Raw genomic sequence first — 16,004 nt, 5'->3', positions numbered from 1 at the left:
ATTACCTAACTTTTATATGGTAAGCTACAGCATAGTTTTTAGGTCTGGTTTCACTACCGCCAGTATATTCTGAATGGGTTGTTCTTTCAGACCCATTACTATGTAAAGCATAACCACCAGCGCCAAAAATACTACCAATCGAAAATTTAGTATAAAAGCCTGTCGAATAATTGTTATCATGTCTATGACTTTTTAATTCATCTGTTTGATAACTTCCTATCTTTCTATCCTTACCATCAACGTCTAAACCTCTACCAGCATCTAAACCTCGTAAAAAGCTACCGCGTAAATCAGGTAATTTAAAATAATCTACATCTCTTATCCAAGGAATAGCCCGAATTTGGAATTTACTAAAAACTTCTCTTATCTGCGAGAGTTTCGGTTCTTTACCATCATTATCTTTCCAATATCTTACAGAGCCTCTTACCTTTCTATATTCTTCTTCCCAATAGATATAATTAGATACTAATCTAGTAAATACTTCTAGCAAATCTGTCTCAATGATATTTTTATCTTTATTATTATTTATTAATTTTTGTGATAAGCCACTCATTGAGCTGACATTATTATTTATTGTACTATCACTATTTCTTTCATCTTTTTGTTTAAATAACTCTATGTTTGCTAATAATAACGATAAATATTTTTTTAGCTCTTCATCTAACTCATCATTAGCTGGATTGGTTAAAAACTCTTGGCATATATTTTCATTTAACCTATTTAACTCAGATTGTTTATCCCACCAATCATCACCTATAAGTTTATATAATTCTGGATAATCTTTTTTCGGTAATGATTTACCATTACAATACATCCAACCGCCAATGTCTTTTGTATGAGCAAAGGCACTTATCATACCTATAGGAGTAGATATAACTTCATCATTAAAAGTTAATTCTTTTTTTTTAGTAAAAGTTAAATTATTTTCTGTATTGTCTACAATAGTCTTTAATTCAAAAGCATTTGCTTTATTATCTGTTTTAGGAGATAAATTAAAGCAAGCTGTACCAACACCATTTGTAAATACTGTTTTATCAGTATTGATTACAGCATAATTACCACGTTGTTCAGAGACAACTAACTCTATTGAATGGTGTAAATTGATATCTTTATTACATTTATTACTATTTAAGGTAGCACCTAAACCAACACGCACTTCTGCTTTATCTTTAATATAAGTTGCTTCAGCACGAAAGTAACCTTTAGCATCAACATTACCAAGACTTAAATCAATAGAATTAATCCTTCTAGCTAATGCAGTTAAACCATCGTTAGTCTGTTCTAACTTATTAATTAAACTATCTTGCACTTGGCTGATTGTGCCATCTAGCTCAGCTTTATTATTATCAACCTTAGCACTTAAAGATTTAGTAGCATTAGTAACTACTACTATCTTTTGCTCATATTTTGCACCTTGGTCTGTTAACTTTTGGGTAAAATGCTTTGCACCTTGTTCAATTAAATTATTAACTTCTTGAATATCTTCTTTTTGCTTTTTAGCCAGGTCAGCCGTGATAAAATCTTTAATGTCTTTTTGTAATAAATCTTTTGATATGGGTCTAATTTGTTGAGTAGTAATTTCTTCCCAGTGTGACCAAATAAATACTTTGGTTTTTTTATATTTACCATATTTAGCTCTAACCTCATATTTAGTTAAAGGCTGTAAAGCGTTAGGGCTAGTAAATATCTCTCCTTGGCTTGGTCTATCTGACCTACCAGAATGAATAGTTTTTTTACTGGCAGATTCTCTTATTTCAAATTCAACAAAATCAACATCTAAAACATCTTTATCCCATTTAATACGAATACCATTGCGAACATCAACACCTCGGGTATCTTTTAAAACCTCCGCAAATACCATAAAATCACTGATAGATTGTTTTATTATTACATGTTCAATATCTGGTGTATAATCTAACGGCTTTAAATCATCTGCATGCGGAAGATAATGATTAGGGTCAACCTCAATCATACGAAGTTCAACCGTTAAATCAGCTTTATGTAAAACATAAATAATACGAAATAATTTCTTTTGATAGTTAAAATATTCAGAAGTCCAGCTTATCACATCATTAGGCTCTAAATGCCAATATCTACTTGGTAACGAAATTTCATGAGCTGAGGATTTTTTACTTTCATCGATAAAAGAACGTAACAATCTTTTAATTTGGTAACCACTATGAACAGCTTTATAAGTGATATTAGCACCACCTTTACGTTTATAAGATAGTTCGCTTTCACCCTCTTCTTTATCTATTGTGATAGTTAATTCTTTCTTAGACCAATTTTCTTTAGGCTCTGAATAACTAGCGACAACTTCTCGTATATTTTGCGTAGTATCATTAAAAGGACTAAATATTAATTTACCATCAGCTAATAAGTCACCATCTGTAATATGTAAAATAGGCTCATCTGGAGCACCAACAAATATTTTAAATTTACCGAAACTTTCTGAAAAGCTACCAGCAGCACAAGCAAGTAATAATTCTGTTATTGCATCTCCTACTGGTTCACAAGTGTTAATTTCTAAACCAGAACTATATTGTGGTTCTATAGTACCATCTTCTAATACAATTGGCTGTCGACATTTTTCTATATATTTAATCCAATCTTTCGTAATTAACTCTGTTGCTTGTGGGTCATTCACACCAAATAATATCTCATCGCCAACCTTAAACCCTCGTAAAATATTATATATTTGCACTGCTGGTAAATTATCACCATCACCACCCCAACTCTTAGGGTCAGCCCAACGTTGCGAACCATTACCGCCGACACTACTATCTTTAGAAGGGTCATAAAGTTTAGCGCCTTCAATTTCAAATCTGAAGATAGGAAAATTATTGCTCTTTGATGATATTTGCGAAGTCATAATAACATAAGCAACATCTTTAACTATATTTGTATCTTTCCAGTCCTTACCTGCAACTGATTGTAAATATTTATCGCTTGCTGTTTGCGTACCATTAAAAAATTTTACCCAATGACGCTGACTATTAGTTCCACTGCTCTCGCTAGTATCATCTGTACCTTTAATATAAAATACTCTTCCTTTATGACTATTATAAGGGTCAGAATTAGTAAAACTATTAAGAGTAAATTTAACATCATCTGCCCAAAAAGCGTTTATTCCCTTGATAGGATGGTCAGCTAAAGCTATTACTTGAACTAAATATTCATCATGGTCACCTGTAGTAGTGGCATAAATAACTGAACCTGTTACCATAGTGCGACCAACTACAAGGGTACGTGGAACTTCACCAGTACCGCCAAGAGTAGAACTAACCGATGGAGTGCTACGACGCGAAACTCCCCACCTTATTGCCTCTGCTGTAACACTGATAGCCAGACTAGTTAGAAATGAAATTAACATATTAGAATGCTCCTATATCCAATGTTCACCATTCCAAAAAATGTCCCATCTGTAACGAAGAGCTTTGTCTCCTGCCCCACCCCAAGAAAGTTTTTTCTCGCCAATGGTTTTTGTATGAGAAAAACTATAATCATTCTGTTGTCTTTTAAGTTGGTCTGCTTTACTTCTTTTCTTAATGCCAGCTAACGAAAGCTGGTAAGCTTGACTATTTAAACTAATAGAAATTGAACTTTTATTATCTGAGCTTATCTCTTCTTGGCTAGCAATAATTATACCCGTCAAAGATAAGGTAAAATCTTTATACAATAAGCCGGTAGCAGGATTCAAAAAACCAATATAAGCTGTTAGCTTTTCATTCTTAATTGCTTGCGAGGTAAACAAACGCCGTAAATTAATATCTTGGGTTTTAATATTTAAATTATAATTTTTAAAACCTAATAAATTATCGCTAGGCACATCTTCATTAAAAAAAATATCACCCACCCCTTGACACTTATAACTTTTGCCATATATCTTAATTTCAATGTTGTCTGTACCAGACCAAAAACATCTCGCTTCCTTACCTTCAATAACTACAAAATTAGCCATCATTATTATATTTGCTGATAATAATGATTTTAATTCCTCCATATCTAGCATCATATTTCAACCCCTGAAAAAGTTAGCTTACCTATCTTATGGCTCGTCTTATTAATTTTTACGCTTTTAGGGTCAATTTTCATCAAAACATAAGGATTATGTAAAAAAATCTTAGATACATCACTTTTACCAACGCCAAAAGATAAAGCCGGCTCAAAGAAAATTTTATTATCTTCTATTTCTAAAGCTTGATGTAATGTTACTTTATCTTGCCAAATCACATTAAAATAAAAAGGTAATAGTAAATCTTTAGCATCTAAAGTAATATTTTTTAGATTAACAACCTGTTTAATAGGCAAACTCTCAGGTAAGTTATTAGATAAATCAGGAGCATAAGCTTTAAAATAAAAGCCTTGGCTAATAAGTAAATTTATTAAAGATTTTGCATGTTCAAATTCTGCTAAAGTTAATATTCTGGAGTTAATAGAAACATTCCATTTAGGAGTAATATTATTATATTGAACTGTCTTGCCAGATTTATCACTTATAACATCTTTCACTAAGTTAAGCGTTAAAGCAGAGACATAAAAATAACTTTGTATATAATCATCTATACCCGCTATCGGTTTAGCTTCTGGAATATTCAGAATATCTATTATTTTCATAACATCCACCCTCTAAACTTTATAATATTTATTGCGTTGTTGTAGGTTCATAAAGTTATTTACACCCTCCTTAAATCGCCGATTATCTACGATATCTTCAACACTCTCCATAACAACATTTTTTATTTGCTCAACTAAGCCAGTATCATCTTTTTCTACATTAATGCTAAAATTGAAGATATTAGAAGATTTTTGCGATTGATTAAAATGCTGTACCTTAGGTAATTGCGGTAAACCACCTTTAGCTAAAGCTTCTAAATTTGATAAACCAATAGCTTTAACGGCATGTTGTGGAAATACATATTCACCAGCATGAACTAAACCTTTAACTTGATATTTATGTCCATCACCTGTATAACCACCATCACTATAGCCAGCTAAGCTTTTTAAAGCACCAATTATTGCTCCACCCCAACCACTACCTGCACTACTATTACCTAGAGCATTAAAAAATAAATCTAAACTCTTATCCATTAATCTAGAAGCTAAATTACCTAAAACATTAGCCGTAGCATGACCAAAAGCCTCAAAAGCCTTCTTACCATCAAAAATATTTCTGATTAATTCTTTAGTTTGACTATTAACATCACTTAAAATATTTTTAAGTTCTTTAAATCTATCGTTCTTTCCTCCCTTAAGCTGTGCATTTTCTGCTTTACCCGCATATATTTCATCTATATTTTCTTTAGCTTCTTGTTTCTTTTTTTCTTTGTCTTTCTTATCTAAACCTAATGCTTCTATCAAATCATATTCTTGGCGCAGTCTTTTTTGTTTTTCTAATTCTAAAGTTATTTGTTCTTGAGTTAATTTACCTTGCTTTAGTAAATCATTTTCTTGTTCAACTAACGCAATTTTTTTCTTTAAGTTTTTGCTGTATTTTATCAAAACCCTCAAGAGCTTCATTTCTAACAATTTTTTTTGCTAACTCAGCTAATTTCTCTTTTCTCGTGTCGTCCAAAGTTATAAGTTGTTTAGTTGCATCTGACACTAATTTATTATAAATAGTCTGTTGTTTGGTTTCTTCTTTCTTCAAATCTAAAGATTTTTCTTGTGCTTCTATAAACTCATCAAATGCTTCTTTAGAAGGGTTCGTTTTATTGGAATTTATAATATCTGATATCTGCTCATTCAATTTTGTTAAATTTATCTTGTTTAAATCTTCCCCTAATTGTTTTGCTAGGTTTTCCGCTTGTCTCGCGTCTTGTTCAAGAATACCGCCTTTAATTTCCGCAAGTTTAGCTAAAAACTCTTTCAAAAACTGTTCATAAGTGATAGCTTCTTCCTGCAGTGATTTATATAACCCTACAATATGCTTTTTTGCGTCATATGGTAAATTCTTATAAAATTCCGCTATAACTGGTGACGAGGAATTAATTCCCCTCCAGATTTATTAAGCTTCTCATAATTCATAATCAATTTTGCTGTTACACTTAAACTATTATTTAAAAGATTTAATATTTTTTCTGGAGGCTTCTTATCTGCAATAGCTTGTGCTGTTTTGTTTACTTCGTCCCATACAGGTTGACCTTTTCTAACTTTTTCAATAAGAAATAAAAAACTTTCTCCTAAGTCTTTTATTTCTTTATTTGCTCCTTCAAAAGAAGTCTTAAGCTTCGCTATTGTGTGAGGTAAAGCCCCGCTGTGTTTATCTATTTTTTTAATTTCTTCCCTAGCCTCTTTTATATCTTTGGCACTGAAATTAATCTCAACGTTAGATACTTGGCTTTTAACCTTCAAGGCTACCACACCTAAAGCTTTCATCTCTTCGGTAATTTCTTTTGTAGTGTTAGAAGCCTGATTAGCATATTGATTATATGTGTACCAAGCTAAACCAACTGCACCTAAGGCTAAACCGCACCATTTAACATTGGTGCTAAAAATTTTAACCCCTCTAACGCTGAACTAGCGCGTCGTATATCTTTTAATGATTTAACATATTTTACTGCTGAATTTGTTGCTTCAATAGTTGTTATTGTTATCCCACCTAAAGCACGAACTAACACACCAGAACCAAAAATAAAACCAACTGAAATAGCTATATTGGCTAACGTATTAAAATTATTAGCTAAAAAATTTATACTGTCAGCTAAGGCTCTATTCGCTATATTTACATTATTACTTTTACCAACAAAAATAGCCAAAGCTGAACCTAAATTAGTGAATGACTGAGCTAAAGTAATTGGTAGAGCTTCCATTTCTTTTTGCATCTCAGGAATAGCATCTATTAAACCTTTTATCATTACTTCAGCTGTTAGTTTACCTTCGCTTGCCATTCTACCTAACTGATGAGTAGTCTTACCTAAACTCTTAGCCCAAGCACCGGTAACCCTACTTGCCTGATTAGCTAAGGTTCTAAATTGACCCATACTTAAGTTACCTTTAATAATAGCCCCTTTTAGAGCCTGCATAACTGGTATTGCAGCTTGACCACTAGTACCAGAAAGCAATAATGCCATGTTAGAAGCTTCTAAAAATTTAACTTGTTCTTGATTAGATTTGCCTAATTCATTCATGACATCGGCTAATTGAATAAAATCCTCTGCTGTTTGTTTAAAAGAAAAACGCGTTTTTAAAGCTGTTTCTCCTAATTGCGATAAAATACCATTGGCTGTACCCAAGTCACCCGTTACCAATTTAATACGACCAGCTAAAATCTCCCATTCTTCAGCCAATTTTAAAATTTCTTTACCACCAAAACCGGCACCTATTGCTAACAAGGGAGCTTTCATCGCATTAACTAAACCTTGACTAGTCGCTTGCATCTTTTTAGAAAATGCCTTAGCTTGACGGTCAATATTATTAAAGCTTTTATTACTGATACCTTCAACCCTAGCCATACCACGCTGGAATTCTTTATCATTAACACCAAGCTTTACTATTACTGCATCACTCATTGAACTTTCCTTGTTTAACTGCTGTTAAAAATGACTCTATATCGTCATCATCAAAAGAGGGCTTTTCAACCTGAGGATATTTAATTTTAATATATCCTTTAATCATATGAAAAAATTGTTCTAACGATAAACAATCAATCTGGGTAGGAGAAAGTCCTACAACCGCTCCCCACCCATAAAAATCTACCTCACTTAACGCTTGGCTTTTTTTTTGCTGGTATCTTCTTTAACTTCATCTGATACAGCCCCAGTTAAAGCTGTTGCTATAATGCTACCACAAGCATTAACCGCGGTTAAAATTGGTTCTTTATCAAAAAAACTATCTGATATTTCTTGTGCTTTAACCTCATTTAAACCACCGCCACAAAGGGCTAAGTAAATTATCGCTTGCACATCTGCAACACTCCAGTTACCCAAAGCTAAACGTTGAGAAATATTGCCTAAATTATCAGATAACATTTTCTCTAACTGTAACAATTGTCCTATCTTTAACTTAAGCGGATATTTTTCTTTATCTAAAATTAATTGCATTATTTTATCTCCTGCTTTTTATCAACCTTAGATAATAATACTGCTTTTGGCTTTTCATCATCAGCTACAGCATCTGCACTTACCTCTGGGAATATATTCACATCTTGTAAATCTTCATTTGGCTTAGGGTCTAATTTATCTAAAGTTTCTATAGTTAATTTCCCTGTACCTTTAAAATTAATAGTAGCCTTAACCCAGCTAGTTCTTTCAGCACCAATCTCAAAATTTTCTATATGTGCCCAACCTTTATAAATTATAGCTTGCTTTGGAAATTGTACTACCATCTTTATTATCTTAGGCGTGGAGGATAAAAATGCCTCTTGCCATGTAAGTAAAAAATCCTTATCAATTGCAAATTCACTATTCATCGACCAAGCTAAAGTTGTTGGCATTACCGAAGTCCATGGTAAATTACCATTATCATTACAAGTAATTTGCTCTTCTTCAGCAAAACTTTTATTAATTTGTAAAGCTCTAGAATTACCAACACAAAAACTTTTAAATCTTACTTTCTTCTCACCGTCCATCTGGATTATTTCACCTAAATAAACGATGATTTTCTCACCTCTAATGCGGGTGTTATCTTCTGTTGTTACTTTTTCTGCCATTTTATTACCTCTATGGTTAATGTTAAAATCCCATGGCTAGTTTCGCCATCTCTATCCAATAACGACATGGATTTAATCTCTAATACTTCTGCTATTAGAACATCGGCTATTGCTAATTTACCTAATAAATAATGCTCTAAATCTGAGGTAAGTAGCTTGATATTTTTACTCTCATCAGAAGCCTTACTCCAAATATCAATTTGAACACGCATATCAAAAATAATTCTGTCAAATTCGTTAGTTTTATCAGTCCAAAAACTACCAAAGGTTACATAAGGTAACTTTGGATTATTAACTGGAAAATCTGATATATTTATATCTTCCCAGCCCTTTAAGCTTTTTATCTTTGCTGTTAAAGCATTTTGTACATCTAAAGCTACTGACATTAATTCAGACCTGTTTGTTTCAATTGTTTAACTTTGCAATTTAACTCTTTTCTTATCTTCGCTTTTATTTGCTTCTTTCCTCCATTCCAAACTGGAAAAAAGAAAGGCTGTGCTGATTGATTTATCGTGCCAAATTCAACAAAATGAAAATAATAAGCATCTCTATCACCTAAATATTTATCTCTAGTACCAGCACTAATATAAACTCGATATTCGCAATTATTTTTATTGAAAGAACCAGCTAAAATATTATTAGGGCGCGCACCTGAAGCCCAAGTCCAACTAATAGAATTTTTTAAAGCTTCACTATCTACTGGTACTCTTTCACGCATTTGACGTACAGTTTTATTAGCTTCTTGCTCCATAACCTCAAACGTAGCTTCTAACATTTCTACTTTACGCTCGCGCAATAATTTAAGTCGCTTAGTAAAATTACTGACCTTGTCTAAACTAGCTGTTATCACCTTTAATCTCCTCTAACTCTAAGATTAAATATTTTGCGTCTCTATTATCTGGAAAAATCGATAAAATATTATATTTACAAATAAATGCTAAACAGCTTGCATCATCAGAATTTACACGCTTACATATATCTCCAGCTTTTAAGCTTTTAGCCTTACAAATATTTCTTATTCTTAATGATAATTTCTTGCTTTCTTGCAAGGCTCCTGCTTGGTAAATTTGAACCGCTGATTTAACAAAAAAACTGCCCTTAGTTTGATAAAATTCTTTAAATTCTTCACCAATTATAAGACCATGCGCATTTTCTACTAATTGCTGACAGTAAAATATAACTGATGCATGTAAAGCTCTCATTGTCTTAAATCCTTATCTTTTTATAAGGAAAGATTAAACGCTCATATTCTTCTAATTCGTAAGCTTTTATCGTGCCTTTTTCGCCTCTAAACTCCCACATACTAGCAACATGTAATCTTAACGCTTGGCGTAAAGCATGCGGTAATGGATAAGCTAAAAAACTACCCCTAAAAGAAAAAGAAAGCCGAGTAATGTCACTATAATTATATTGCTTAAGTTCAGGAGGATTAATAGTTACAAAAATTTTATCATCAATATATTCTATCTTAGCAGATGCACTAATAACTTCATCACCCATATAAAATAATATCTTATCTATCTCACTAGATAATTTAGCAACTGGCAACTCAATAGGCTCTCTAGTGAATTCTCCGTCATAAGTTACATTCACTTCTCTTATAGGATAATTAATTACCTGCTCTAAATGCTCTTTTGCTGATAAAATATAATTTTTTAGCTGGTAACCTTCTTGCGCAGTAATCCCATCAAGACAACAATGTTTGACAAAATCATCATATTCTGCAGTATCAACTTCTTCAGAAAAGCTAAAAGTAAAATTACCTTGCCTTTGCATATAAAGATTATTCATTCCAGCCTCACAAAAATTAGTAGCTGTTGTCTACCTTAAACATAAAGATAGGCAACAATTGTCAGTTGCTATTAAGCACTCTTACCTGATTTACTACCTTCAATAATATTAACATTAGTATATATCCCTTCTGGAACACCTTCGTTAATAGCACCATGAATAAATGCAGATGGTCTAAATACAGTTAACGCGATACGACGCTCACCTCTTAAGCTAATAAGGTTTCTATCAAAATCGTCTCCTGTACGAGCTAAAGAAACTCTAGTAAACCAGCGGTCATAAATAGCTGCGCCCATCTTAAAAGCACCAACTAAAAATTTACCTTGCTCAATCGCCTCTGTAGTAACTACAGGAATACCCCAAATAGTTTTTTCTCTTTGTTTAAAAGGGTCACCATGCAAATAACGACCTGTCGTATCCTTAAGACCCATGATATTTTCCCAGTCAATAGGATTAACGACAATACCATCAGCAAAAAAACCAGAAAGTGCTACTTGTGCTCTAGCTAATCTTAAATTTTCTAATGGAGTGCGTAAATTATCTTGTGTTTGAAATTTAGTAACATCTTTAAATTTACTAGCAACCTTCAACAGACCTGTTAACTGATTGTTAGTTCCTGTCCCATTTAAAAGTTGGTCTTCTTCAAACAAATCTAAACCATAAACAAGCCTATCATTAATATATCCTTGTAAGGTAGGAATATCATCCAGAGCCTGCTCGGTAACTTTAAATAAATGAGCAATGGTCTCTACAGGAGCCGTCTTAGTTTCAATAGTAAAATTAGAATAAGGTTTTAATTCGCCTTGCTTAACTATAGAAGCTTTATTAGAAAAATCCTTTTCTACACTATATTGTATAGAGTCACTAGAAGTTTTTCTAATTGGTAATAAATCCCTAATCTTTAACTCTCTACGAGGTAAAGCTATAAAACCACTTTCAATATGTGGCTTTACAAGCCCACCTACACTAGAAGATAACGTACTAATAACATTTTTAACCTCTAGAGAAATTGTACTCTCTTTTGAACTAGGGCGACACTTAAACTGCTCACTCTCAATAAACTGCTGTCCTATACTTTTAGTACTTTCATCCGATAAATCTAATCTATTTAATTGTTTCTGAGAGCTAACTCTAAAAAATTATCCTTAAGTTCATCAACGGATTTTTTTAATTGCTGACCTTCTTCTTTTAACTGCCTATTTTCTGCTTCAGATTTTTCTAACTTACTATTTAAAGTCTTAGTTTCTTGTTCTAAAGACTTTTTAAAAGTCTCTTCTAACTTCTGAGTTTTTTCTTCTAAATTCTTAGTAGATTGTTCTACCAATTGTTTTACTTCTAATGTTTCCATGGCTATGATTTCCTTTTGTGATTTAACATGTTCTACTCGTGCCAGCTCATTACAAGGTAATGTAACCGGCGATATTTCTTGTAATTCTATTTCTTTTAAATGTTTGGCTCCGCCGATATATTCATAATCTCTAACGAAGTAACCAATCGACAAACCAGATAAAGCACCTGCTTTTAATAACTCGTAAGTCTCCCTTCCTTGAGTGGTACCAGTAACAAGCTTACCCTTTACAAATAAGCCCTTATCATCCTCTTTTACTTCTTGCCAAACACCTATAGGACTATCTCGTTTATGTTGCCAAAGCATCGCAACATTTGTGCCTTTACTTTTATGTTTATCTAAGCTTTTCTTAAAAGCTCCCTTAACAACAACATCATTAGAATGGTCAACAACACCAAAAACAGAGGCATAACCACTAAATTCACCTGTTTCTGCTAATTCTTTAACCTCTAATTTAATTGCCTTTGTTTCCATCAGTTGCCTCCATTGGATTTTGAGTAATTGGAACATATTGCATTTGCATTCTAGGAATATCGCCTCCTGTAACTGGAGATAAACCTTCTAAAGCTCTAGCTTCATTAATAGTCATAACTCCACTAGCTAACATCTTCTGATAATTTTCTGCGCGGGTTTTACTATCGGCTCTTAATAAACCTTCAAAGTTAAACTTAATCCGATAACCTTGCTTACGTTCAGATAAATTAAATAAGGATTTTTCAAAAGCTGACTCAATTCGCTTAATACGTCCACGTAAACAATATTGTAAAAACATAGCGTTAGTGGCTTCAATTCCGCCACCTAATGAACTACCCTTAAAAGGAGCACCTACCATATGTGGAGGAATACCAAAAAATCGACAAATTTCTTCAACCGCAAAAATACGGCTCTCTAACATTTGGCTTTCTGAAAAATTAGCTTGCAAAGAAGTAAGCTTTGTATAAGGTGGTAAAACAGGCGGTTTACCACCGTTTTCACCTAAAGGAGCTAATTCAGCTAAATATTGTTTTACTTCTTGGTATTGCTCTTTAGTTAAATCTTGAGTAAACTCCAAAGCATATTGAGACATTAAGCCATTGATAAAAAACTTCCTTGCTACTTCTTCGCTTGCACTGGCATGTTCAAAAATACCCTTGCCAAAAAACAATGGTTGCCAAGCTTTAACGATACCGCCCCACGACCTTTAATCTCGATAATATCAGCAGAGGTTAATTTTTCGGTTTTATGATAATAATAAATTTGCTCATTCTCAGTAACACGGCTAACATCATCAAACTTTAACGGTATTAAAGAGATTAATTTATTTCCAGCTATAGTCTTTTTAATATAAGCAGTACCAAATAATTCTAACGAAACAACTATACAAGCAAAAAAAAAAATCTTCTTTAGTTTGATGTTCATTAGGCGAAAATTTTAACAAGTCATATAAAACACTATCTTTATTATCAATCTCAATGCCTTGCTTATCCCTTGTTAAAATCTCAATTGGTAAAGTAGCTATAGTATCTGCAATAAGGTTAATACATGCCCAGCCCGCAGATATTTTCAATGGACTATTATTACAAATATTATGTGCATTGAATAAATCTATTACAGGTATAAATTTATCTTCTGTTTTTTTCTTTCTAAAAAAATCCAATATAGCCATCTTAACCCCCACTAAAGACATCTAAAAAGGTTCATAGAATTAGACCGCACATCCATTAATTGACTCATCAATATATGATGTGCATTAAATAAACCTATTAACGGGTCAATCTTTGCTCTACCGCTGATTTTCTTAGTGATATAAACAGCACTGCCACGTTGTTCTAATTTGGCATTACCAATAACCCATTCCATCAGTAAGCTACCGCTATGAAACAGATTTTTATCTTTAATAAGTTTTTCAATCTCTTGAATAGTACCGCTTAATTTATAACCTTGAGGAACTGCAGTAACAGCTCCAGCTACACCATTTTGAGTAATAGTAAAACCTGCATTTTGTAATTCTAATAAAACACTAGAAATACCGGCACTATCTACACCAATACCAGCAATAGCAGGTAATTTACCACTAGCATTAACTTGCTTTACTAAATTAACAATAAAGCTAGTTTCTTCACCGCTTTTATTATAAAAGCTTAAGCTACCTTCCCGCTCAAAATCAGTTAATTGTACTGCTATATCTTTACGACGTTCTAAAATTATCCTATCGGCTAAAGCATGGAAATAACTATAATATTTACCTGTAGAGGAATTTAAACCAAGCACACATAAACCTAGTAAGTCATCTAAACCACCACCATCAATACCAATAGTTACCTTATCGCTTTTGGCTAAAAGATTCTCAACTGAGGCTAACGAATAATCTATACAATCCTTCCAATAAGGAGCAACTCCCCAAACTTCACCGGTTAAATCAGTAGCAATTTGCACGTTTAAATGTTGTGATAAAAAACGATTTAAACTAGCCTCACCTGCTCTATCGGCTTCATTAAAAGCCTCTTTTAAAAAATCTAAATTAACGGATAAACCTAAATTAGGTGTTACATATTTCCAAAGATTAACATCGCGCCATTGCTCATCATCACCTGATTGAACCTCTTGCGGAAATTCATATAATATTGGCAGGGTTCTAGTGTCTCTTATTTCACCATCACGTATTTTCCTAGCAACTTGTAACTGTTCTTTAAATACTCCTTTAGGAGCTTGGTCACTTTGCGTAGTAATAGTTAAAATAAAACCTTCTGCAACACTAGCCATACCACCACGTAACTGAGTAATAACTCGTTCAGCCTGTGGCAAAGAAGCAATAACATGCAATTCATCAATTAATACAGCAACTGGTTTTACTCCGGTAAGGGTTTTAACATCAAAGCTTTTAACTCTTAAAACTGCTCCGGTTTGTAAATTTTTAATTTCTCTCTTATGGTAAGTAATATGAAATAAATTACTTAAATACGTATCTATTTCAATCATTCCGCATAATTGTTCAAATGATATCTTGGCTATATCCAATGTAGGAGCTACTATTAGCATTTCTGCATTAGGGCGCTCATTTAAAATCAGATTAACTAACATTATCGCCGCACCGCCAGTAGTCTTACTATTCTTCTTAGGTACAAGGCAAAAAATATGATTAATCATTCTTACCTTATTTTTACTATCCCATGAAACCAAATATCGCACGAAGATATCCCTAAACCATTCACCCGCTGAATCTTTCATTAAAGGAGTGCCAGCAACATCTGGTAAACAAAGACGATTAAAACAAGCAACTGCAAAATCTGCTCTTTCCTTATTAAGTGGTAAATCAGGAACTAAGCTTTTACCAGCCTGTAAAGATTCCCACCAATTAGGAAATGATAAATCCCAATATTTATTATTTTGCATTTACCCAACCTCGAGGATTAAAATTATCTGCCAATTCGCTAGCTTGTTCCTTTTTACTAACATAGCTAGACCTTTCGTCGCCTTTAATCATTTTTAAAAGACTTCTTACTGCGGTTTCTTTTCCTTGTTTGGCATTTTCTAATAAGAAATCTGTTAGCTGTTCTTCTTTTTGCAAAATAAAATATTCACGCATCGATAATAAACCAGCAAATGACACCTGAAATACAGATAGCTCTAGCTTTAGCAAAATTGCTATTTTTTCATCTGACCAATTTAAACCCAATAATTTTTTAACCTTCTCTAATTCTTCTGTAGAAGGCGTATAAACACCGTTACGCATTATTCCTTGGGTCATTACCGTGGAAATATTAGTAACTTTCTGTGGAAAACTTACGTTTTTGTTATTTTTTCCTTGCTTAGCATGTTTCATAATTGCAAAAATCATCCCAAAATCAAAGTTTTTTTAAAAAAAAATCTCCAGAGTTGAGCCCCCTCCCGAACAAAAGAGAGCCTCCTAAAAAGCTAACTATTACCCCCCCCTTTAATTATTTTGTCGCATTTTCTTAGCTAGGGAGGTTTTCTTATTATGGCAAGAAGCACATAAAACCTGCAGATTACCTAAATCTGTACGGCTTCCACCGTCTTTTATCTCTTTAATATGGTCAACATATAAACGTTTGGTGGAGTTACACCAGCTACACTTATAGCATGCACGCTTTAAAGCCTGCTTACGTAATGATAACCACTCCATAGAACTATAAAAACTATCCTTAACCCTTGGTATAAAACCAATGGAACTAACACTACTGCCTATAGATGATTTATTAAATGATATCTTCATAC

Annotated in this window: 20 protein-coding genes; all 20 read right to left on the bottom strand. The window is 33.0% G+C overall.

Annotated features, from left to right (window positions below; genetic code table 11):
* Position 1: 1 nt before the first annotated feature.
* Positions 2-3,373: a tail fiber protein gene (locus tag AB6T46_RS01920; protein WP_370931737.1), complete on the bottom strand. Its 3,372-nt coding sequence runs from the start codon at positions 3,371-3,373 to the stop codon at positions 2-4.
* A gap of 12 nt (positions 3,374-3,385) precedes the next feature.
* Positions 3,386-4,015 (bottom strand): hypothetical protein, encoded by a 630-nt coding sequence (locus AB6T46_RS01915; RefSeq protein ID WP_370931736.1) that lies wholly within the window; start codon positions 4,013-4,015, stop codon positions 3,386-3,388.
* The gene (locus AB6T46_RS01910) at positions 4,012-4,617 is read right to left on the bottom strand and encodes a hypothetical protein (RefSeq protein WP_370931048.1); all 606 of its coding nucleotides are present in this window, start codon (positions 4,615-4,617) and stop codon (positions 4,012-4,014) included. Before AB6T46_RS01910 ends, AB6T46_RS01915 begins: the two co-directional genes overlap by 4 nt.
* Before the next feature lie 12 nt (positions 4,618-4,629).
* On the bottom strand, positions 4,630-5,502 hold the full coding sequence (locus AB6T46_RS01905; protein ID WP_370931735.1) for a hypothetical protein: 873 nt from the start codon (positions 5,500-5,502) through the stop codon (positions 4,630-4,632).
* Positions 5,456-5,872: a hypothetical protein gene (locus AB6T46_RS01900; RefSeq protein ID WP_370931734.1), complete on the bottom strand. Its 417-nt coding sequence runs from the start codon at positions 5,870-5,872 to the stop codon at positions 5,456-5,458. Before AB6T46_RS01900 ends, AB6T46_RS01905 begins: the two co-directional genes overlap by 47 nt.
* Positions 5,873-5,967: 95 nt before the next feature.
* Positions 5,968-6,378: a hypothetical protein gene (locus AB6T46_RS01895; protein WP_370931733.1), complete on the bottom strand. Its 411-nt coding sequence runs from the start codon at positions 6,376-6,378 to the stop codon at positions 5,968-5,970.
* Positions 6,379-6,464: 86 nt separating this feature from the next.
* Positions 6,465-7,511 carry a tape measure protein gene (locus AB6T46_RS01890; protein ID WP_370931732.1) on the bottom strand — a complete coding sequence of 349 codons (1,047 nt, stop codon included), beginning with the start codon at positions 7,509-7,511 and terminating at the stop codon, positions 6,465-6,467.
* A gap of 192 nt (positions 7,512-7,703) precedes the next feature.
* Positions 7,704-8,042, bottom strand: coding sequence for a gene transfer agent family protein (locus AB6T46_RS01885; RefSeq protein WP_370931731.1), 339 nt, complete (start codon positions 8,040-8,042; stop codon positions 7,704-7,706).
* A complete protein-coding gene (locus AB6T46_RS01880) occupies positions 8,042-8,650 on the bottom strand; it encodes a phage tail tube protein (protein ID WP_370931053.1) in 609 nt (202 codons plus the stop codon). The genes AB6T46_RS01885 and AB6T46_RS01880 overlap by 1 nt, the downstream gene beginning before the upstream one ends.
* Entirely contained in the window at positions 8,635-9,036 is a 402-nt protein-coding gene (locus tag AB6T46_RS01875; protein ID WP_370931054.1) for a DUF3168 domain-containing protein, read from the bottom strand. The genes AB6T46_RS01880 and AB6T46_RS01875 overlap by 16 nt, the downstream gene beginning before the upstream one ends.
* The gene (locus AB6T46_RS01870) at positions 9,036-9,500 is read right to left on the bottom strand and encodes an HK97-gp10 family putative phage morphogenesis protein (protein ID WP_370931730.1); all 465 of its coding nucleotides are present in this window, start codon (positions 9,498-9,500) and stop codon (positions 9,036-9,038) included. Before AB6T46_RS01870 ends, AB6T46_RS01875 begins: the two co-directional genes overlap by 1 nt.
* Entirely contained in the window at positions 9,487-9,852 is a 366-nt protein-coding gene (locus AB6T46_RS01865; protein ID WP_370931729.1) for a hypothetical protein, read from the bottom strand. The genes AB6T46_RS01870 and AB6T46_RS01865 overlap by 14 nt, the downstream gene beginning before the upstream one ends.
* A gap of 4 nt (positions 9,853-9,856) precedes the next feature.
* Positions 9,857-10,441, bottom strand: a complete 585-nt coding sequence (locus AB6T46_RS01860; protein WP_370931057.1) for a hypothetical protein — start codon at positions 10,439-10,441, stop codon at positions 9,857-9,859.
* A gap of 71 nt (positions 10,442-10,512) precedes the next feature.
* Complete coding sequence (locus tag AB6T46_RS01855; protein ID WP_370932036.1) at positions 10,513-11,451, bottom strand: phage major capsid protein; 939 nt, start codon at positions 11,449-11,451, stop codon at positions 10,513-10,515.
* A gap of 98 nt (positions 11,452-11,549) precedes the next feature.
* Positions 11,550-12,263, bottom strand: a complete 714-nt coding sequence (locus AB6T46_RS01850; protein ID WP_370931728.1) for an HK97 family phage prohead protease — start codon at positions 12,261-12,263, stop codon at positions 11,550-11,552.
* Positions 12,244-12,933, bottom strand: a complete 690-nt coding sequence (locus tag AB6T46_RS01845) for a phage portal protein (RefSeq protein ID WP_370931727.1) — start codon at positions 12,931-12,933, stop codon at positions 12,244-12,246. The genes AB6T46_RS01850 and AB6T46_RS01845 overlap by 20 nt, the downstream gene beginning before the upstream one ends.
* A gap of 174 nt (positions 12,934-13,107) precedes the next feature.
* Positions 13,108-13,434: a phage portal protein gene (locus AB6T46_RS01840; RefSeq protein ID WP_370931726.1), complete on the bottom strand. Its 327-nt coding sequence runs from the start codon at positions 13,432-13,434 to the stop codon at positions 13,108-13,110.
* An 11-nt stretch (positions 13,435-13,445) separates the two neighbouring features.
* Positions 13,446-15,161 (bottom strand): terminase large subunit domain-containing protein, encoded by a 1,716-nt coding sequence (locus tag AB6T46_RS01835; protein WP_370931725.1) that lies wholly within the window; start codon positions 15,159-15,161, stop codon positions 13,446-13,448.
* Entirely contained in the window at positions 15,151-15,606 is a 456-nt protein-coding gene (locus AB6T46_RS01830) for a hypothetical protein (protein WP_370931062.1), read from the bottom strand. The genes AB6T46_RS01835 and AB6T46_RS01830 overlap by 11 nt, the downstream gene beginning before the upstream one ends.
* Before the next feature lie 96 nt (positions 15,607-15,702).
* Positions 15,703-16,002: an HNH endonuclease gene (locus tag AB6T46_RS01825; RefSeq protein WP_370930997.1), complete on the bottom strand. Its 300-nt coding sequence runs from the start codon at positions 16,000-16,002 to the stop codon at positions 15,703-15,705.
* Positions 16,003-16,004: the final 2 nt, after the last annotated feature.

Source organism: Bartonella sp. DGB1, from assembly GCF_041345015.1.
In the GTDB taxonomy this organism is placed as follows: domain Bacteria; phylum Pseudomonadota; class Alphaproteobacteria; order Rhizobiales; family Rhizobiaceae; genus DGB1.
This window is presented reverse-complemented; position numbering and strand designations above follow the sequence as displayed.